The organism is Nocardia sp. 852002-20019_SCH5090214 (assembly GCF_001665865.1).
GTDB classification, from domain to species: Bacteria; Actinomycetota; Actinomycetes; order Mycobacteriales; family Mycobacteriaceae; genus Nocardia; species Nocardia nova.
The window spans coordinates 33,576-53,573 of record NZ_LZMK01000299.1; the positions used below are offsets into that span (position 1 = coordinate 33,576).

Annotated in this window: 17 protein-coding genes and 1 pseudogene; 8 read left to right on the top strand and 10 right to left on the bottom strand. The window is 66.0% G+C overall.

Going from position 1 to position 19,998, the window contains the following annotated elements:
• Positions 1-28 precede the first annotated feature (28 nt).
• A complete protein-coding gene (locus A5780_RS43200) occupies positions 29-538 on the top strand; it encodes an amidohydrolase family protein (protein WP_369829547.1) in 510 nt (169 codons plus the stop codon).
• A gap of 69 nt (positions 539-607) precedes the next feature.
• Here A5780_RS43200 and A5780_RS23675 read toward each other — a convergent pair whose 3' ends face one another.
• Positions 608-1,618, bottom strand: a complete 1,011-nt coding sequence (locus A5780_RS23675; RefSeq protein WP_197521843.1) for an AraC family transcriptional regulator — start codon at positions 1,616-1,618, stop codon at positions 608-610.
• 112 nt (positions 1,619-1,730) lie between these two features.
• Between A5780_RS23675 and A5780_RS23680 the strand changes: the two genes are divergently transcribed.
• Positions 1,731-2,582, top strand: a complete 852-nt coding sequence (locus A5780_RS23680; RefSeq protein WP_082976680.1) for an SDR family NAD(P)-dependent oxidoreductase — start codon at positions 1,731-1,733, stop codon at positions 2,580-2,582.
• Positions 2,583-2,635: 53 nt separating this feature from the next.
• A complete protein-coding gene (locus tag A5780_RS23685) occupies positions 2,636-4,279 on the top strand; it encodes an acyl-CoA synthetase (protein WP_064909636.1) in 1,644 nt (547 codons plus the stop codon).
• A gap of 111 nt (positions 4,280-4,390) precedes the next feature.
• Here A5780_RS23685 and A5780_RS39365 read toward each other — a convergent pair.
• The 5 genes and pseudogenes from A5780_RS39365 to A5780_RS23710 all read right to left on the bottom strand — a co-directional run bounded on the left by A5780_RS39365 (position 4,391) and on the right by A5780_RS23710 (position 8,703).
• Positions 4,391-4,996: pseudogene (locus A5780_RS39365) on the bottom strand (spirocyclase AveC family protein).
• Positions 4,997-5,438: 442 nt separating this feature from the next.
• Positions 5,439-6,053 (bottom strand): TetR/AcrR family transcriptional regulator, encoded by a 615-nt coding sequence (locus tag A5780_RS23695; RefSeq protein ID WP_064902842.1) that lies wholly within the window; start codon positions 6,051-6,053, stop codon positions 5,439-5,441.
• Between the two features lie 313 nt (positions 6,054-6,366).
• Complete coding sequence (locus tag A5780_RS23700; protein WP_064909637.1) at positions 6,367-7,602, bottom strand: cytochrome P450; 1,236 nt, start codon at positions 7,600-7,602, stop codon at positions 6,367-6,369.
• On the bottom strand, positions 7,599-7,835 hold the full coding sequence (locus A5780_RS23705) for a ferredoxin (protein ID WP_064902840.1): 237 nt from the start codon (positions 7,833-7,835) through the stop codon (positions 7,599-7,601). The genes A5780_RS23700 and A5780_RS23705 overlap by 4 nt, the downstream gene beginning before the upstream one ends.
• A 1-nt stretch (position 7,836) precedes the next feature.
• Positions 7,837-8,703, bottom strand: coding sequence for an SDR family NAD(P)-dependent oxidoreductase (locus tag A5780_RS23710; protein ID WP_064902839.1), 867 nt, complete (start codon positions 8,701-8,703; stop codon positions 7,837-7,839).
• Positions 8,704-9,057: 354 nt separating this feature from the next.
• Between A5780_RS23710 and A5780_RS23715 the strand changes: the two genes are divergently transcribed.
• A complete protein-coding gene (locus tag A5780_RS23715) occupies positions 9,058-10,581 on the top strand; it encodes an aldehyde dehydrogenase family protein (RefSeq protein ID WP_082976681.1) in 1,524 nt (507 codons plus the stop codon).
• Positions 10,582-10,667: 86 nt separating this feature from the next.
• Positions 10,668-10,970, top strand: coding sequence for a hypothetical protein (locus A5780_RS23720; RefSeq protein ID WP_146098578.1), 303 nt, complete (start codon positions 10,668-10,670; stop codon positions 10,968-10,970).
• A gap of 68 nt (positions 10,971-11,038) precedes the next feature.
• On the opposite strand, the gene A5780_RS23725 is transcribed toward A5780_RS23720, so the two are convergent.
• Positions 11,039-12,208, bottom strand: a complete 1,170-nt coding sequence (locus A5780_RS23725; protein WP_064909639.1) for a thiolase family protein — start codon at positions 12,206-12,208, stop codon at positions 11,039-11,041.
• A gap of 146 nt (positions 12,209-12,354) precedes the next feature.
• Here A5780_RS23725 and A5780_RS23730 point away from each other — a divergent pair, with 146 nt between their 5' ends.
• On the top strand, positions 12,355-13,983 hold the full coding sequence (locus A5780_RS23730) for an FAD-dependent oxidoreductase (RefSeq protein WP_064909640.1): 1,629 nt from the start codon (positions 12,355-12,357) through the stop codon (positions 13,981-13,983).
• 47 nt (positions 13,984-14,030) lie between these two features.
• Here the strand turns inward: A5780_RS23730 and A5780_RS23735 are convergent, their stop codons facing one another.
• Together A5780_RS23735 and A5780_RS23740 are read right to left on the bottom strand one after the other, a co-directional pair.
• Positions 14,031-15,182, bottom strand: a complete 1,152-nt coding sequence (locus tag A5780_RS23735; protein ID WP_064909641.1) for an acyl-CoA dehydrogenase family protein — start codon at positions 15,180-15,182, stop codon at positions 14,031-14,033.
• A 42-nt stretch (positions 15,183-15,224) separates the two neighbouring features.
• On the bottom strand, positions 15,225-16,394 hold the full coding sequence (locus A5780_RS23740; protein WP_064909642.1) for an aromatic ring-hydroxylating dioxygenase subunit alpha: 1,170 nt from the start codon (positions 16,392-16,394) through the stop codon (positions 15,225-15,227).
• Positions 16,395-16,537: 143 nt separating this feature from the next.
• Here A5780_RS23740 and A5780_RS23745 point away from each other — a divergent pair, with 143 nt between their 5' ends.
• Positions 16,538-17,533, top strand: coding sequence for a GNAT family N-acetyltransferase (locus A5780_RS23745; RefSeq protein ID WP_064909643.1), 996 nt, complete (start codon positions 16,538-16,540; stop codon positions 17,531-17,533).
• Between the two features lie 26 nt (positions 17,534-17,559).
• Here A5780_RS23745 and A5780_RS42100 read toward each other — a convergent pair whose 3' ends face one another.
• The gene (locus A5780_RS42100) at positions 17,560-18,210 is read right to left on the bottom strand and encodes a lytic transglycosylase domain-containing protein (protein WP_231983066.1); all 651 of its coding nucleotides are present in this window, start codon (positions 18,208-18,210) and stop codon (positions 17,560-17,562) included.
• 687 nt (positions 18,211-18,897) lie between these two features.
• Here A5780_RS42100 and A5780_RS23755 point away from each other — a divergent pair.
• Complete coding sequence (locus tag A5780_RS23755) at positions 18,898-19,905, top strand: ABC transporter ATP-binding protein (RefSeq protein ID WP_064909645.1); 1,008 nt, start codon at positions 18,898-18,900, stop codon at positions 19,903-19,905.
• Positions 19,906-19,998 lie beyond the last annotated feature (93 nt).

Consider the following 19,998-nt stretch of genomic DNA (forward strand, 5'->3'; position numbering starts at 1 on the left):
GCAGGGGATGTGGACGCGACCGCCCTCGATGCGTTACACGGCGACCGTCCGGTTCGTATCCAGCACCGCAGCGGGGCGCTGTGGATTCTCAACTCCATCGCCGACGTCCGCCGTCACGGCTTGCGGGTGGTCACGCAGCCGGGGTTTCTGCGCGCGCGGCGACGACTATGTCCGTCACGTGGACCCGGTCGATCTGCCGGACCTGTATCGGTGCCGGTCCCTCCTCGACGCGTCGGTGCCGTTGGCGCTGTCGAGCGACGCGCCCTACGGTCCGATCGACCCGTGGGCGATTGTCGAGGCCGCGGTGAACCGCACGACCGCGACCGGCACGGTGGTGAACAGCGACGAGCGGGTGGCGGCCGCCGCCGCCCTGCGCGGCTATCTCGGTTCCCCCGCCTGTCCCGGAGGCGCACCGCGTCGCGTCCGCGTCGGCGCGCCGGCGGATCTCGTCGTCCTGCGGGTGCCGCTCGACCGCGCACTGTGCGCGCCGTCGGCCGACCATGTCCGCGCGACCGTCGTGCACGGGCAGCTGTGGTGAATCACGCTCGCCGAGGGGAGATTTCGCGCATATCCGGGCGCAGCGCCCGGCCGAAGGGCGGGATCGGGTTCACCGCAGGGAGCGAGCGAAGCGGCCGGGAGTGGTGCCGGTCCACCGGATGAAGGCGTGGGTGAAGGCGGAAGCGTCGGCGTAGCCGAGACGGCGGGCGACCTCGTCGACGGTGGTGCCGAGGGTGAGGAGTTCCTCGGCGAGGAGGTGGCGGGTCTCGGCGACCAGGCCACGGTAGGAGGTGCCTTCGGCGTCGAGGCGCCGGCGTAGGGTGCGCACACTCATGCGGAGGTCGGCGGCGATTTCTTCCTGGGCAGCGGTGACGCCGCGGGTCAGCAGGCCGGCGCGGACGCGGGCCGCGGTGCCCTCGCGTCGGCGCCGGCGCTGCATGATGTCGGCGGCCTGCTGCTCGGCGAGCGCGGCGGCGTGTGGATTCGCCTGGGGCATGGGCAGTTCCAGGATTTCCCGGGTGACGGTGAGCCGGGTCGCCGGTGCGTCGAACTGCGGGGCGACTCCGAGCAGTTCGGTGAACAGCGGGGCGTACGCCGGGATAGGGCAGGCGAGTTCGACCGTGGTCGGTGGCACCGCCGCACCGAGCAGTTCGCGATCGAGGGTGATGAGTTCGGCCAGGTCGCGCTCGAGCAGGAACTGCCGCAGCTCGGGCGGCGCCGCGGAGTAGTCCAGTGTCACCGTGGCGCCGTCGGCGGTTTCCTGGACGCGCCAGCGGGCGAACGAATACGCGATGTCCATATGCTCGATACCGATCCGCAGCGCTTCGCGCACGGTTCGGCTCGTCATCACCGCGAAGGCCCAGATGCCGTGTGTGGCAAGGTGATACCGCTGTCCGGCGGACAGGCCCAGCCCAGGAATGTGGCTCAGGCGGATGACCAGATTCTGGACCACTCGAAGTTCCTGTGCGGCGCGAACCTCGCCGTTCGCGTCGTCGAGCACGGACAGGGTGATGCCGGAGCCGTCGAGGCATTGCTCGATCGTCAGGCCGTGGGTGAGGCCGAGCTGAACCAGGATCGCGGCACTGGTGCTCGACCGTGGCATGTTCATGTGGACCGCCATGGGATCATCCTGGGGCAGATTGGCCGAAAAGTACAAGTCTTGACCGCTTACGTCATGGATTGGGCGCCGTCCACTTCCTAGCCTCTGAGACAAAGACAGAGGAGGAGTGCATATGACCATGCGTCTGGGAGGCCAGCGGGTAGCGGTCACCGGTGGTGCGCGAGGCATCGGGCGGGCCACTGCGGCCGCACTGGCCGAGGCGGGAGCGCGGGTGGTGATCGGCGATATCGACGCCGGCACGCTGGCCGCGACGGCCGCGGAACTCACTGCCGCGACCGGCGCCACGGTGATCGGCGTCCCGCTCGACGTGCGCGATCCGGAATCGTTCGAGAATTTCCTGAATCGTGCCGAGACGGAGCTCGGGGGTCTCGACGGCCTGGTCAACAACGCGGGCATCATGCCGACCGGCCCGTTCCTCGACGAGCCGATGGAAATGGCCGACCGGCAGCTCGATATCAATCTGCGCGGGGTGATCATCGGGTCGAAGCTGGCCGGGAAGCGTTTCGCCGACCGCCGCAGCGGCCATATCGTGAACGTGGCCTCCATCCTCGGGTTGGTCGGAACGCCGGATGTCGCAACGTATTCGGCGAGCAAATTCGGTGTCGTCGGTCTCGGTTCGGCGTTGCATCAGGAGTTGGCGGCATTCGATGTGCGGGTGAGCACCATCTGCCCGGCATTCGTCAATACGGAGCTGATCGCCGGCCTCTCGCCCAACCGGATCACGAAGGTGATCGGTTTCGTCGAGCCGGAGGATGTGGCCCGCGCGGTCGTCGACGCCTTGGCTCGCCGGCGCGGCGGGTTGCGCGTGGTCCCGCGCATCGGCGGGATCGCCATCGCGGTGCTCACCGCGATGCCGGAAGGGCTGCGTAACCGATTCGGCCGGCTGTTCGGCAGTCATGACACCGTCTCCAAGGCCGATATGTCGGAGCGCGCGCGCTACCTCGAACGTGCGGGCCGGATCTGACGAGCACGTCGCCGCACCCGACGCAACGTCTTGTCGCAAGGAGGAATTCATACATGGCACGGAATCTGGAGAGCCTGGTGACCGGGCTCGGTGACGCGGCCGAGACGCTGCGCGCCGTGGCCCGGCTGCATCAGTGCGGCGTGGTTGATCTGACGCGTCCGGACCGGGTGGTGCGTATGGCCCGGGAGAACCGGATCTACGGTCCGCCGGCGGCGCTGATCATGGCGGGGGCCCGCTACCATCCGCACCGGCCCGCGATCGCCGACGAGCGCGGCGTGCTGACCTATGGTGAACTCGACGCGCAGTCCAACGCACTGGCCAATGCGTTACTGGCGCAGGGGCTTACGGCCGGTTCGGTGGTCGGTGTCCTGGCGCGCGACCATCGCGGGCTGGTGCTGGCGATCAGCGCGGCCGGTCGCGCCGGTCTGCGGCTGGCCATGATGAACACCGGATTCGCCAAGCCGCAGTTCGCCGAGGTCGCCGCGCGGGAGAACGTGCGAGCCATGTTGCACGACAGCGAGTTCGGCGACCTGCTCGACGCGCTGCCGCCGACGCTGCCGCGGATTCTCACCTGGGTTGACGAGGGGCACGCGGTACCGGCGGGGGCGCGTACCGTGGACGAGCTGATCGACGCGGGCGACCGCCGGATGCCACCGGCACCGGCGCAGCCGGGTGGTTTCATCATCCTCACCAGCGGCACCACGGGCCTGCCCAAGGGAGCACCGCGCACCAAGGTGTCGCCGCTGGCGAGTGCGATGATCGCGGACCGTATTCCGTTCCCGCGCAAAGGCAGCGTGGTGATCGTGTCGCCGATCTTCCATTCGACCGGCTTCGGGACGTGGACGGTCGCCACCGCGCTGGGCAACAAGACGGTGCTGTTGCGCCGTTTCGATGCCGAGGCCACGTTGCGCGCGGTGAGCGAGTACCGCGCCGAGATGCTGGTCGCGGTGCCGACCATGCTGCATCGCCTGGTGGCGCTGGGCCCGGAGATCATCGAGCGTTACGACCTGTCGACGCTGAAAACCGTCGCGGTGGCGGGCTCGGCGCTGTCCCCGGAGCTGGCGACCCGGGTGCAGGACACCTTCGGCGACGTGCTCTACAACCTTTACGGTTCGACCGAGGTCGCGGTGGCGACGGTGGCGCAGCCGCACGAATTGCGCCTCGCTCCGGGCACGGTCGGTCGCCCGCCGGTGACGAGCAAAATCGCGTTGTTCGACGACGAAGGGCACCGGGTGAGCGCCCGCAACGTCTCCGGTCGGGTGTTCGTGCGCAGTGGTGCGCCGTTCGAGGGGTATACCGACGGCCGCCACAAGCAGTTCATCGACGGGTACATGTCCACCGGCGATATGGGCCGGATCGACGAGCACGGGCTGCTGCACATCGACGGCCGCGACGACGACATGATCGTCTCCGGCGGAGAGAACGTCTACCCGCTGGAGATCGAGAACCTGCTCGCGGCGCGGCCCGACATCGACGACGTGTCGGTCATCGGCGTGGCCGACGAGGAGTTCGGAAAACGCTTGCGCGCCTACATCGTTCCAGCGCCCGGCGCCACCGTGGACGACGCGGAGATCAAGGCGTACGTGAAGGCGAACCTGGCGCGCTACAAGGTTCCCCGCGATGTGGTCGTCCTGGACGAACTGCCGCGCAATGCCACCGGCAAGGTCCTGCGCCGAGTGCTGGAGGAGATGGACTGAGCGCGGGTGCCTGCCGCCTCACCGCGACCGGGTCGGCCGATCGCGGTGAGGCGTCGGCACCGATCGGCCGTCCGGCTCAGGCGTCGCAGCGGTTGAAGTCGCTGTGGTCGATTACCAGTCCCTGACGCATGGAGGGTTGCCGCCCAGCCCGCACATGCCGTTCTGCAGGTAGCTCGGCACTGTCGGCTGTGTGGTGTCGGCATGCTGGTTGATCGCGCCGAAACCCACCATGAACACGAGCATCGCCAGATTGAAGACCGCGCCCAGCGCGAGCACGCGCACAAGGGTGCGCCCACGTCGGATCTTCAGTCGATCGAGGCCGCGATCGGTGATCATCTCGCCGCCAGAGTTGCGGAAGCAATAAATGACGGCGCTCAATCCCACCATGCCGCAGCCCCAGCCGAGTCCCTCGTAGAGCGGGAACTGATAGTCCGTGCCCGGCCACAAGGAGATGCCGCCACCGACCTACAGATAGCGGTCCACGCCCTGCACCAGGGTGATCAACTCACCGATGACGTCCTGGGCGAACATCAGAATCATGACGAAGGCGATGAGTCCGGCACGGTTGATCCGCGGTAGGCGCCGGCGGCCGAGCCGATCGAATTGACTTGCGGTGGCCTGCAGATGGTCCCGGTGACCGATGCCGCAGCGACCCGTCAGCCGATCGCCGACGGACTCGACACCGGCAACAAAATCGGGAAAAGATATACAACGCAAGCAGATTCAAGTTTCGAAATTCTTGTGACCAAGGCCGGTGCCGGCACCCTCGCGGATGGTCGGATCCCGCTCCGGGTGAAGGAAGCCAAACCGCTGCCTTCCAGCGATTAACAGACGCTCCTGGTTTCGGACATGAGCCGCATCACCGGGCGAGGCTCGCGCTTACAGCCAACTCGACCAAGACGCACGGTTTCCGCGATCGACGACATCTTCCACCCGAATGGCGTAACCCCAGGGGTATCCGAAAAGTTTCGATGGCGATTCCGGTGAGAGACGGGAGCGCTGCCACATCCAGATCCCGAAACCGCCTCTCACCAGGCAATCTACAAACTCCGCCCGATAATGAGTTTCATGCTCGGCGAGTTGGATAGAAGTTCCTGGTGGAAGCCGGTTTCTGGGCCTCGAGTGGCTGATTGCGGTGCCTTCGTCGTTCACCTCCGACCTATGCCTCACCTGGCGGGAGGAACGCGGGAAGCAGGAATCGTTCCAGCAGGCGGCGGTGGGACGGGTCCTCCGGGTCCTCGAAGTCCAAGCGGCCGACGAGGATCAGTTGAACCAGGGCGAGCCATTCGCAGGCGTCCTCGTTGGACAGGTCTGCTCGCATCTCGCCGCGTTCGCGGGCGCGATCGAGGATCGGCCCCCACATTTCGAGGGTCAGATTGCTGGCAAGCCGGGAGGTGCCTACGACGGCGGCGGCGAGATCCATGTGTTCCGGGCTGACGATCAGCCGGATGAGCGGATCCTTCCGGCCGCGATCGACGAGGAAGATCAACCCGTCGACGATTTGATCGCGGAAATGTTCGCGCTCGAGAACGTATTTGGTTCCCTTCACGAACAGTTTCCGAGAGCGGAGTCGGATGAGTTCCGCGATGAGTGTGTCGCGATCGCGGAAATAGCGGTAGATCGTGGGCCGTGATACTCCGGCGGCTTTCGCAATGTCGTCCATCGTCGTCTTCGCGACGCCGAAATGCTGGAAGGTCGATTCTGCGGCTTCGAGGATCTGCCCGCGCGCCTCTTCGACGTCCCCGCTCAGGACGTTGCTGTTACGTCGAGCCATTCTCTTTTCCTGCCCTCCATGGATTCCCTGCGTCCGTATGCAGATTTGACGACACCATGGACGATACTCGTTATTTGTTGTCTGTTCGACGTCGCATTGGGCGTTCACGGCCTTCGCGGTGCGAGTCGACCTCGAAAACCGTTGTGGCTGAATGTGTCTGGACCGGCCATGAGCAGGCCGGAAGGGTTGTCGGCCCAGGCGCGTCCCGGGGGCGGCTCGGTGAGCACTCTCACATTATCCGCTGTGGAATGTCGGTCCGGAGAGTTGTCGTAGGTGCCGGTGGGGCGAGAGTGCCCCGCCCCACCGGACACGGCTACTTTTCGGGGGTGAAGGTGATGGGGAGCCGGGCGCAGCCTCGGACCTGGCTTGCGTGCATTACCGGAGGGTCGCTCTCGACGAGCCGGTAATCCGGAATGCGGCGGTGAATTTCCTCGAGCGCGAGCCGGAGTTCGATTCGGGCCAGATGTGAGCCCAGGCAGCGATGCGCGCCGGCGCCGAAGGAAAGGTGGCGGTTCGGCGTCCGATCGAGCAGCAGTTCGTTCGGATCGTCGAATTCGTCGGAATCGCGATTGGCCGAGCACAGCATCAAGATCAGCTGATCGCCTTCGGCGATCGTGACTCCGCCCAGTTCGGTGGTACGTGTCGCGCGGCGGCCGGGGACGACCGCGGCTTCGATGCGCAGGATCTCCTCCACCGCGGACGGGATCAGGCTCTCGTCCGCGATGATCTGCTCACGTTGTTCCTCGTTGTGGGACAGGTGAATGATGCTCCAGGCCAGTGAGCCCTGCACGGTGTGCAGGCCGGCGATGAGCAGCAGGAAGAACATCCGATTGAGTTCTTCATCGGTGAGCAGTCGGGTGCCGTCCTCGAGCGCGACCTCGGTGTGGATGATCTGCGTGGTCACGTCGTCGCGAGGGTTGGCGCGGCGGTCGTCGATGATGTTCTGGAAATAGGCCAGCATCTCGAACGCCGCTTCGCCGCGTGCCTGGTTGGACTCCTCTTCGGTGGCGCCGGGGATTCCGGTGAGGAGGACATCGGTGGCGTGGGTGAACATCGGCCCGTCCGCCAGCGGCCAGTCCATGAGTGCCAGGAAGATACGGGTGGGCAGTTCGTGGGCGAAGTCGGCGATGAATTCCGAGGTTCCGGTGCCGGCGAATCCGTCGATGAGTTCGTTGATCACCGCCCGAATGTCGTCTTCGAGCGCCTTCATGCGGTTGGGACTGAACAGCGGCTGCAGCGCCAGCCGGTAACCGGTGTGCTCCGGGGGATCGAGTTCGATCGGAATGAATTTCCCGAATCCGGCGGTCGTCGTCACCAGGTTGTTGGGGTAGCTCGAGAACGTCTCGGGATCGCGAAGGACCTCGTGAATTTCTTTGTACCGGGTGACGATCCAGTGGCCGCCGTGGGCGGTGGAGTACACGACCGGCCCTTTGCCTGCGAGTTCCGCGGCCCGGTCCTGGACGGTGTCTTCGGGGAATGCGAGCGACTGGTCGTAGATGTCGAAATCGACGACCAGCTCGTCGGACACTTCTGCGGTGGTGGTGGTCATAGTGGCTTTTCCTCGGATAGGGGAAGGGCGCTGGTCAAAGTGAGCGCACGTTCGGGGCAGGCTGCGGCTGCGCGATGTGCGGCGTCGAGATGTGAATTGGGGACCGGGTCAGCCAGCACGACCGGATTTCCCACGTCGTCGGACTCGAGTAGCTCCGGCGCGGTTCCGTAACACAGTCCGTGGCCGGCGCAGGCCGCGCGATCGACGACCAGGTGAACGGGCGAATCGGTCATCTCACAGATCTCCGGGCGAGCCTTTGTCTTCGGCGAACCACATGCCGACGCGGGCGAGGGTGCCGCCGTCGGTCGACGGCAGAACGAGTCCGGAGAGGTACTGCGAATCGTCGGAGGCGAGGAACAGTGCGACCTTCGCGTTGTCGAGCAACGACGGCGGCCGGTTGAGCTTGAGCGGGATCGGCGAGATCGTCGGATCCCACGGCCCAGCGACCTGTTCGTAGGACTGACCGACCACGGGAGATCCGGGCGGCATGAGGAAGTTCGGTGACATACCGTGCGTGGGGCAGATGGCATTCACTCGAATGCCGTACTTGCCGAGGTCGAGGCTGAGTCCACGCACCAGGCCGTTGACACCGGCCTTGGTGGCCGAATACATCGCGATGTTGTGGTAGGCGACCAGCGATGCCGCCGACGAGGTCGCGAGAATCGTGCCGCCGCCGTTGTCACGCAGGTACGGCACGGCGGCCTTGGCGGAGTAGACGACTCCGCTCAAGTTGACTCCCAGCACGTGCTGCCAGTCGGCGTCGGTCAGGTCCTGGAATTCGACCTCCTCACCACCGGCCACCGACGGCACGCCGCCGCGGGATACGACGCCCGCGTTGGCGAACATGATGTCCAGCTTGCCGAAGTGGTCCACCGCCGCCGCGACTGCGGATTTCACCTGCTCTTCGACGCTGACATCGGCGGTGATGGCGACGGCCTTGCCGCCCTGTTGCTCGACGAGCTCGACCGTTCCGGCAGCGCGCTCGGGGTCGATGTCGACCACTGCGATACCGGCGCCCTCGGACGCGAACAACTGGGAACACTGGCGGCCGAAGCCGGATCCGGCTCCGGTGATGACGGCGACTTTGCCTTCGAGCTTCATGGTGGGACTCCGATTTCCAGAAGAATGCGGCCGGTGGGAGGGCACCGGTGCGGACGAAGGCGCAGCGGATCCGGTGACTTGCGACTCCGTGTGATCTGCCCGTCCGATGCGATGCAGAGTGCTGTGCCTCACACTCGAAGCTACGTCATTTGACGACTGACGTCAATCGTAATTTGTCAGCGAATCGACTGAACTACGATTGACGTTATCTGTATTTTGTAACTAGCCTGAAGTCGGCGTCGAGCGATGGTGCCCGAAGCCGGCTGCGAGGCAGCCGCCGGACCTCCGTGGAGGCGATGATCTGTGAACACCACTGTGCAGCAACCCGGATCCCCTGGGCCGCAGGCTGATTCGGTGAAGCGAATCGAGATTCGCTGCCCGGCCGACGGTCGGACGGTCGGTGCGGTCACAGCGGCCGGACCGGATGAGGTCGCCGCGGTGGCGGACGCGCTGCGTGCCGCGCAACCGGCGTGGGAGGCGATCGGGCCGCGAGCTCGTGGCCGCCACCTACTGCGCTGGCTGGATTGGATCCTCGACAACGAGCAGCGGCTGTTGCGGCTCGTGCAATTGGAGGCGGGAAAATCCTGGTCCGACGCGGCGGTGGAACTTGCCGTCGTCCTCGATGTCATCAACTACTTCGTCGACAACGGCGAACGGTTTCTGGCCGACCGCAAAGTTCGTCCGGCCGGGGTGGCCAACGCTGCGCGGAGGCTGCGCGTTCGCGCCCGGCCACACCAGCTGGTCGGCCTGATCACGCCGTGGAACGGGCCGCTGGCCGGTCCGATGATGGATGCGGTGGGCGCGTTGATGGCCGGTGCGGCGGTGTTGTCCAAGCCGTCCGAGGTCACGCCGCTCGCCTGGACCGAGGCGGTGCGAGGGTGGCGGGAAGAGATCGGCGCCCCCGAGGTGCTGGCGGCGGTCAACGGTGGCGGTGCGACCGGTGCCGCGGTGGTCGACGCGGTCGATATGGTGATGTTCACCGGATCGGTGCGCACGGGACGTGCCATCGCGGCCCGCGCCGGCGAGCGGCTGATTCCCTGCAGTCTGGAGTTGGGCGGCAAAGACGCCATGATCGTGCTGGCCGACGCCGATCTCGAGCGCGCCGCCGGTGCCGCGGTATGGGGCTCGATGATGAACGCCGGCCAAGCGTGCGTCTCCGTGGAGCGGGTGTATGTCGAGGCCGCCGTGTACGACGAATTCGTCGAGAAGGTGGCGGCGAAGGTACGGCCCTTGCGGACTGGGATGGACGAGCCGGGCGCCTATAGCTGCGAGATCGGCGCCATGGTGACCGCCGCGCAGGTGGATATCGTGGAGCGGCATATTGCGGATGCCGTCGCCAAAGGCGCGCGAATTCTTCTGGGCGGCAAACGAAAAGAGGAGGGGAGCCATTTCGTCGAGCCCACCGTCCTGGTCGATGTCGACCATTCCATGGCATGTATGCGCGAGGAAACCTTCGGTCCGACCTTGCCGATCATGAAGGTTCGTGACGAGGACGAGGCGATCGCCCTGGCGAACGATTCCGATTTCGGGCTGAGCTCGAGTCTGTGGACCCGCGACCGTCACCGCGCCGAGCGGCTTTCCCGGCGAATCGAGGCGGGCTCCGTCTCGATCAACAACGCGATTGTCGCCACCTTCCAGTTGCCCGTGCCGATGGGCGGCTGGAAGCAGTCGGGCGTGGGCTCGCGCTTCGGTGGTCCGAACGGAATGTTGAAGTACTGCCGTCAGCAATCGGTCGTCGAGGAACGAATCGCGCTGAAATCGGAGCCGAACTGGTTTCCTGTCCGGGCGGACCGGGCCAGGCAGATGGCCAAGGTCGTGCGGTTCCTCGGCGCGCACGACTGGCGGCGCAGGCTCGGCCGTACGCCGAGACGGCGATGACGGCGGCAGCGGTCCCGCAGCGGCCGTGGTTCCCGAAACGCACTGCCGGACAGACTGATTGCGCAACTGTGCCGGCGCAGTTGACGGTGGAGACAGCACATCGGATCATGCAGCGGCACGCGCACTGGTCGGGTACGCCGTGCATCCGGCGGGCCGCCGCCCTGCGGTATCTCGTGGCGCTGGGCCGATATGTGCTCGATTCGCGCCGGTGCCGGGTCCGTGTGCAGTTCGCGCGGTCGGGAGTCGCCGCGGAGTACCAGTGCACGCGCGAGATAGCGGAGACGTTCGCCGCCCGGATGCGCACGCACCCCGACTCCACGGTCGTCATCGACGACCGGGTGCATCCGGATCTGCCGCCGCTGCCGTGCGCTCGGTTGTGGTTGCCGTAGTCCCGCATCAGCGCCCGAACCGATGGGAATCGGTTCGGGCGCTGATGTATTCGCCTCCGAAAGAAGGCTTACAGGCGTTCGATGATGGTCGCGTTGGCCATTCCGCCGCCTTCACACATCGTCTGCAGTCCGTAGCGACCGCCGGTCTGTTCGAGGTGGTTCAGCATCGTGGTGAGCAGGCGGGTTCCCGAACCGCCGAGCGGGTGACCCAGAGCGATCGCCCCGCCGCGCGGATTCAGACGTTCGGGATCGGCGCCGAATTCGTACTGCCACACCAGCGGAACCGGCGCGAACGCCTCGTTGACCTCGTAGGTGTCGATATCCTCGAGCGACAGGCCGGCCTTGTCGAGGACTTTCTGCGTGGCCGGCACCACGCCGGTGAGCATCAACATCGGGTCGCTGCCGGTGACGGCGAAGCTGTGGAAACGCGCGCGAGGCCTCAAACCCAAGGCTGCAGCCTTGTCTTCGCTCATGATCAGCACGGCCGACGCGCCGTCGGTCAGGGGCGAGGAATTCCCGGGCGTGATGCGCCAGTCGATTTCCGGAAACCGCTCGGCGACGCGTTCGTCGTAGAAGGAGGGTTTCAGCCGGCCCAGACCTTCCACATCGGTCGACGGTCGCACGGTTTCGTCCGCGCTCGCCCAGGAGTCGGGCCCGATGGCGACCGGCAGAATCTCGCTGGTGAAGTCGGCGGCCGCGGCGCGCGCGTGCGAGCGCGCGGCGAACTCGTCCAGAGTGGCGCGGTCGAGCTTCCACCGAGACGAGATCAGCTCGGCCGAAATACCCTGGCCCACAAGCCCATCCGGATAGCGGGCGGCCACGCCGGGGCCGAAGGCGTCCTTGCCCAGCGGCGCCGTGCCCATCGGCACCCGGCTCATCGATTCGACTCCACAGGCGATGACGATGTCGTAGGCGCCCGCCATGACGCCTTGGGCGGCGAAGTGGGCAGCCTGCTGGCTGGACCCGCACTGGCGGTCGATCGTCGTGGCGGGCACGGCCTCCGGGAAGCCGGCTCCCAGTACGGCGCTGCGCGTGATGTTGAGTGCTTGTTCACCGGCCTGGCCGACACAGCCGCCGATGACGTCGTCGACGAGTGCCGGGTCGAGTTCGGTGCGATCGATCAGGCCGCGCAGTACGGCCGACAACAGTTCGGTGGGATGCAGATTCGAGAGCTGTCCGCCCGGTTTTCCCTTGCCGGAGGGGGTGCGGATCGCATCCACGATCACTGCGGTGGTCATAGGTGATTCCTTTCTTCGAGCGCCGAGCTCGCGCGGGCTATTGCGTGGCGCCCGTCACTCAGCGTATAACAAAATACAAATAACGTCAGCTGTACGGCGTCCTACCCGTCGGAGCCGGGTCGAGTAGCCGTGGATCCGGAGGAGAGATGGCGCACGTCATCACACAGCCCTGCTGCAACGACGCCGGTTGCGTGTCGGTCTGTCCTGTCGACTGCATCCGCCCGCGCCCCGGCGAGCCCGACTTCGGGCGCGCGGAGTTGCTCCACATCGACCCGGTCAGCTGCATCGATTGCGGTGCCTGCATCGACGAGTGCCCCGTGGACGCGATAGTGCCCGAAGGGGATCTGACCGCGGCGACGGAACCGTATCGGGAGGTCAACGCCGCCTACTTCACCCAACCTCGAATCCCGGTGCCGTTCGAGGAAGAGCGGCCCCAGCTCCGGGTGACCGACCGTGGTCCGCTGCGTGTGGCGATCGTGGGGTCGGGGCCGTCGGCGTGCTACGCGGCCGAGGAATTGTTGTCGCGTCGCGATGTCGATGTCGAGATCACCATGTTCGAACGGTTGCCCACCCCGCTGGGGCTGGTGCGCTACGGGGTTGCCCCCGACCATCAGCACACGAAACAGGTTGCGAGTTCCTTTCTTCGGACGTTGAGCCGCAAGCAGCTGACCCTCGAATTGAACGTCGAGGTCGGTACCCACATCAGCGCGCAGGAACTGCTGGAGCACCACCATGCGGTGATCTACGCGACCGGTGCGTCGCAGGGCCGCACCCTCGATGTGCCGGGCGCGCAGCTCGCCGGTGTGCACACCGCCACCGAGTTCGTCGGTTGGTACAACGGCCATCCCGATCACGCGCATCGTGACTTCGATCTGTCCGGCGAGCGGGCGGTGGTCATCGGCAACGGCAACGTAGCCCTGGACGTGGCCCGCATTCTGGTCACCGACGTTGCCGAGCTGGCGCGCACCGATATCGCCGATCACGCGCTGGAAGTCTTGGCGCAGAGCCGGATTCGTGAAGTTGTCGTCGTCGGACGCCGGGGCCCCGAACACGCGGCCTTCACCACTCCCGAACTGCTCGGGCTCGGACAGGTCGGCGCGGTGGACGTCCGCTGTGACGACTCCGGCTCGGTCGTCCCGGACGCCGCCGATCCCGTGGTTCGGCTGAAGGCGCAGGTGGCCCGGCAGTTGGCGGAACGCGTCGCTGATGCGAACAACCGCAGGGTCGTGTTCCGATATTTCCTGTCGCCGATCGGTTTCCGGGGAGAGCGGGCTGTCGACGCCGTGGAATTCGTACGCACCGGGGATGCGGTGCCGGCGGAGGACAACCGTGAACTGATCGCTTGCGGTGCGGTGTTCGGAGCCGTCGGCTATCGCGGGATCGCGGTGCCGGGCTTGCCTTTCCGTGACTCCGACGGAACGATTCCCCATCGTGGCGGCCGGGTCGTCGAATGCGAGGGCGGCGATCCGATACCGGGTGCCTATGTGGCGGGTTGGATCAAGCGTGGCCCGTCGGGCGTGATCGGCACGAACCGGTATTGCTCGCAGGACACGGTGCACGCGCTGGTGGAGGATTTCGCCGCCGGTCGGCTCGAGTCGCCACGGCGATCGCGCGCGGACCTCACGGCGTTGCTCGACGGGCGCCGCCCGAGTCGCGTCGGTGCCGGCGGATGGAAGGCGATCGATGCGGCCGAGCGTCGTGCGGGTCGCGAAGGCGGCCGCCCCCGCGTGAAATTCGTCGAGATCGCCGACATGCTCTCGGCCGCCGGAGTGTAGAGGCCGGGGAGAACGGCCGGCGCGGGGCGACCGCGCCGGCCATACCATCACGAGCGCAGGAGATCGCGATGAATGATCTCCTTCATGATTTCGTTGGTTCCGCCGTAGATCCGCTGGATCCGCGCATCGATGTAGGCCTTGGCAACGGGGTACTCCATCATGTACCCGTATCCGCCGTGCAGTTGAACACCGGCGTCGATCACCTTGCCCTGCAGTTCGGTGGCCCAGAGTTTCGCTTTCGCCGCGTCGACGGCGCTCAGGGTGCCGTCGTTGTACTCGCGCACACAGCGATCGATATAGGCCCGCGACACTTCCGTGGCGGTCTGTAGTTCGGCCAAGGTGAAACCGAGGCCTTGGAATTCGCCGATCCGCTGACCGAAAGCGCGGCGTTGCTTGACGTAATCGAGGGTCCAATCGAGCACGGCCTCCGCGGAAACCTGTGCGGCGATACCGATTCCGAGTCGCTCCAGCGGCAGGCTCTGCATCAGGTAGCCGAAACCGCCACCGACATCGCCGAGCAGATTGGCCGCCGGCACCCGCACGTTGTCGAAGAACAGTTCCGCGGTGTCCTGAGCGTGCAGCCCGACCTTGTCGAGCTTGCGGCCGCGAGTGAAACCGGGCGTGCCGTCCTCGACGACGAACAGGCTGAAACCGCGTGAGCCCGCATCGCGATCGGTGACCGCGAAGACGATCACCAGATCGGCCAGCATTCCGCTGGTGATGAATGTCTTCGATCCGTTGATCACCCACTCGTCGCCCTCGCGGACCGCCGTGGTCTGCGCCGAGCGCAGGTCACTGCCCGCGCCGGGCTCGGTCATCGCGATGGCGCCGATCGTCTCCCCGGTGACGAAACCGGGCAGCCACCTGCTGCGCTGCTCGGAGTTCGCATGGCGCAGTAGATAATTCAAGACGATGTCGTCGTTGGTGGAAAAGCCCGACTGCAGCGCGGAGGCGCCGACGCGGGCGATTTCGGTCTGGATCACGACCCGGAATCGGTAGTCGGTTTCACCCGCGCCGCCGAATTCCTCGGGAACCGCCAGTCCGAGCAAGCCCTGTCCGCCGGCTGCTCGCCAGGTGTCGCGGTCGATGAGGCGGTCGGCGTCCCACTTCTCCATCTTCGGGGTGACATGCCGTTCCACGAAGGCGCGCACGGTTTGCCCGAAGAGTTCGTGATCGGACTCGAACAGATCTGTTTTCACTGCAATCCTCCTGTGCCGGGCCGGTGTGGCCCGGCGCCGTGGTCATCTCTGCGACAGCAGCTTCTGCGTCTCGCGACGGAAGACTTGGTTGGCGACCTCGTTCCGGCCCAGGACCATTCGTCCCGCACTCGCGCTGGTCATGCCACGCTGGGAATCCCGCAGCAGGGGGAAGTCCTCGGCATGCAGCACATCGAGCAGGATCTGCCAGTTCTTGCCCCACAGCCGCGTCCACTTCTCCTCGCTCATCTCGGTCTGTTCGACCGGTGGCACGATCAGCCGCATTTCCATCCGGCTACGTTGCGGTTCGGTGGGATGCGGCCGGAAGGTCAGCAGTTGGAAGTGGTCGGGCTGGCGCAGCAGGGTGCTGTTGGGCAGCAGGAAGTGCGTTTCGGTGACGTCGTTGGCAAGGCTACGATCGCCGGGGTCCTCTTCGATCCAGCGGTCGATGGATTTGCGCGGGGCGATGAATCGGCAGTGGCGGCCGAAATCGTCGAAGGCCATCACATTGGTATGGATGTGCTTGGCCGCGGTGTTGGGATGCGCGTACTGGATGTGATAGCCGTCGAGGAAGGCGTCCTGCATGATCTTCCAGTTGACCGGCTCGTCGAATCCCTCGGCCTGGACGCAGACCTTGGAGCCGAGGTCGTAGGAAGCGAGCACCGCGTCCATCTCCGGTCCCAGCCAGGCGGCCACGTCGATCTCGGCGTCGGCGTCGTCCACCACCCAGATGAAGCCGTGGCGCTCCTCGGTGGGCAGTTCGATCAGGCCGAGCGTGGCACGCTCCGGTTCGCCGAATGTGTTGTCCCGCGTAATCGTTCGCAGGCTGCCGTCCATATCGTAGGACCAGCGGTGATACGGGCAGGAGAACAGCCGGCATCGGCCCTTCTCCTCCTTCTCCAGCAAGGCTCCGCGGTGCCGGCACAGATTGACCAGTGCCTTTACGCCGCCGTCGCGCTGGCGGACGACGATGATGTTGTTGCGCGGCATCTGGAGGGTGAAAAAGTCACCGGCACGGGGGATTTCGGAACCGTGCGCGACGATCGACGGAACTCGGCCGAAGATCAGATCACGTTCGTGCTGTGCAACGGCCGGGTCGGTGAACTCGTGTGGCTCGAACCAGGTGACGTGCCCGAACTCGTCGGTGGTGTCGTTGCGTAGGTGCGTCAAAGCGCGGCGGATGCGTTCCTCGCGGGGTGCCCCGACCTCGGTCATGGCGTGTCTCCAATGTTCGGCAGCTTCGCCCGAAGAGGTGTTCCGGGCATTTGGCGAATGGTCCTGAGCTGTTCATATACCAACTTAAATCTAACTCATGTAGGTTTAGGTGTAAACCGGCGCACAGCGAGGAGGGCTGGAATATGATCGACTACACCTGGTGTCGACGGCTCGGCGAACAGGACCGGGCCGAGGCGGTGGCCTTGGTCGAAGCTGCCGCGCGATACGACGAAGAGGCCGGATTCTCGGTGGTCGACCCGTGGGATGTGCAGGCGGCTTCGGACGAGACGCGGTCGGTGTGGCATCTGCCGATCAAGGCGCGGCGAGGGTTGAGCGCTCGTGCGGACGCGCCACTGGTGATGGTGGCGTATCTGAACCTGTCGATCGATGCGCTGGGGCAGGGCAGCGTGAAATACGCGGTTCATCCCGACTATCGCTCGCGTGGCGTGTCGACGCTGTTGGTGGAGGAACTCGGCACGGATGTGACCGCGTCCGGCGGTTGGTGCGGGCGTGGAGCGACTTCGCTGCGGTGCTGGGCCTACGGCAGCCATCCCGCGTCCGAACGGCTGACGCGGCGGTTCGCAATCGAGCCGGCTGCGCGGCTGTGGACGATGGTTCGGCATCTGTCGGGCCCGTTCGCGGTGCCGTTGGCGCCGGCCCCGGTCCCGGGTGGCGTCACCGTCGACGGCTCGGCGGACCTGGCCGACAGTGCCGTCGCCTCCCAGGTGCTCGAGGTCCTGGCCCGCCAAGGATTGACCGAGGCTCGGTTCGAGCAGTTCCGCACCGCATTCGCCGACCGCGCCGGTCGTGTGGTGATCGCGTCGGCCGGATGTGACCGGCCGGCGGGAGTGGTCTGGTTCGATCCGCGGCCGACTCGCCATCTGGAATTGCGGGCGGCGTGGGTGCGTGCGCTCATCGTGGTTCCCGAAATCCGTGGCGGAGGGCTGGGGGAGGCCTTGCTCACCGCTGCGATGAGTGAACTCGCCACTGCCGGAACGCAACTGGTACTCATGCGGATCGACCCGGACGACCGGGCGGCGGTCCGACTGTCGCGACTGTTGTCGTTCGAGCAGGAAGACGCACACGCCTGCTATCAGCTCGGTGAATGGGATGATGTGCCCGCCTTCCAGGGTGGGTGATCGTCACCCTGGCGGCGCGGGACGAGTCAGTGTGCCGGGGGAGGGCAGAAGATTCCGCACGGAATCGGGGGCAGCCCCGGGATCTGGATCATCGGTGCCGGTGACGGGGGTGCCGGTTCCGGAAGGGGCATGGGCGACGTGCCGGGTCCCCACATGGCGTCGGGAGGTGAGGGGTCGGCCGGTGGTGGTGCCGGTGTCGGATCGTCGTCGGCCGGCACGGTGGTAGGGGCAGTGGACTCCACCGGTGTGATGTCGGCCGGTCCGGTCACCTCTCCGGCGTAGATACTCGACCAGTTCAGCACGCTCGACGCGTAGGCCATGGAGTGGTTGTATCGCAGGACCGCGTGCAGGCGTTGGTGCGGATCGCGGAGATCGGCGCCGCCCGCGCAGAGGTACCGTCCGGCCGCCAGGGTCGCGTCGTAGATATTGTCGGGGTCGGCAATTCCGTCACCGTTGCCGTCGCTCGCCCATCGCTGCCAGGTGCTGGGAAGGAATTGCATCGGCCCGACGGCGCGTACGTAACCGTTGGCGGCTCTGATGATCTCGTTTCCCGCCAGCGTCCCGTCGAGCGCCGGGCCGAGGATGGGGGATCTCGTCCTGCCCTCGGCGTCGACGTCGCCGGACCTGGCATGTCCCGACTCGATCCGGCCTATTCCGGCCAGCAGATTCCATGTCACGCCACAGGCCGGTTCCGACTGCCGGAGTATCAACTCGGCGTTTCGGTACGCGGCCAGCACGTGGACCGGGATACCGGTTGCCGCGGCACCGGGCGCAGCGTCGCCAAAGACAGGCGGCGGCGGATCGCCGGGGCCGATGGTCGGGACCGTCGGAGCCGCATGGGGGCGCACGAGGGGAATCGCGGCGGGGACAAGCATGGGACCCGGTGCGCGAGCGACGCTATGTCGTTGTGTCCCTACGTATTCCGCGACAACGTGGACATGGGTGCCATGAACAGTCGCTTCCCCGGCTGTGGCCGAGGATGCAGCGGCCAGGATGCCGGTGGCCGCGATCGCGGAAATCAGCGCCGGGGTGGGCCTGGAGTGGTGTCGATGCGCGGGTGTCGAATGCGCACGCCGATGTGGACGCATGGAGAAGCTCCTGGACTCGCGGATTTCGCTGTACGCCACCGCCGTTGACGACGACGCCTCCGGCGCCGCAACGGCGATGCCCCCTCGCTCGGTGCGGAAGACCTCCACCGAAGGAGATCAGGCAATATCATTGCACAGCTTCTGTGATCCGTCTAACGTTGTACGCTGTCCGTATTTTGTATCACAGCTCTGCGGTCGTCCGCTGTCCGTTCATTCGGGACCGACGGCCGACCCCGGCGGCACGATCGATGCGCCGGGCTCTGGCAAGGAGGCAAGATGGGTGTCGAGGTAAGTACCACCGGAATAACCAAACAATTTGGCGCGCAGACTATTTGGCGTGATGTCAGCCTGACGTTGCCGGCCGGTGAGGTCAGTGTTCTGCTCGGCCCCTCGGGCACCGGCAAGTCGGTGTTCCTCAAATCGCTGATCGGCCTGTTGCGGCCGGAACGGGGATCGATCCATGTCGACGGGACCGACATCACCGCCTGTTCGACGTCGCAGCTGTACGAAATCCGCAAGCTGTTCGGGGTGCTGTTCCAGGACGGCGCGCTGTTCGGCTCGATGAGTTTGTTCGACAACGTCGCCTTCCCCTTGCGCGAGCACACCCGGAAGACGGAGTCGGAGATTCGCCGGATCGTGATGGAGAAGCTCGAGTTGACCGGCCTGCTCGGCGCGGAAGGCAAACTGCCCGGCGAGATTTCGGGTGGGATGCGCAAACGTGCCGGCCTTGCCCGAGCGCTGGTACTCGACCCGGAGGTCATTCTGGTCGACGAGCCGGATTCGGGTCTGGATCCGGTGCGGACCACCTACATCAGTCAGTTGTTCCTCGACATCAACGCGCAGATCGATGCCACGTTCCTGATCGTCACGCACAACATCAATCTGGCCCGAACGGTGCCCGACAACATCGGCATGCTCTTCCGTCGCGAATTGGTCATGTTCGGTCCCCGCGAGGTTCTGCTCACCTCCGATGAGCCTGTCGTCCGGCAATTCCTGAACGGTCGGATGATGGGGCCGATCGGGATGTCGGAGGAGAAGGACGAGGCGCAGAAGGCTCGCGAACAAGCGCTCGTCGATGCCGGGCACCACTCCGGTGGCGTGGAGGAGATCGAGGGAATTGTCCCGCAGATGCAGGCAACCCCCGGGATGCCGGAGCGACGTGCGGTCGGCAGGCGCCGAGCTCGGGTGCGCGAGATTCTTCCGACGTTGCCGCCTGCCGCGCGAGCCGCGGTGGAAGCCAGTTTCTCGGAGGGGCCGGCGTCCTCTGTGCCGTCGAGAGCCTGAGACCCCGCCACCGTGGACTGCGGAGCGAGCGACGAATCGGAAACCGAGCTGTTTTACAAAAGACGATTGACGTAAAGCGTAAAACGAAGTAAG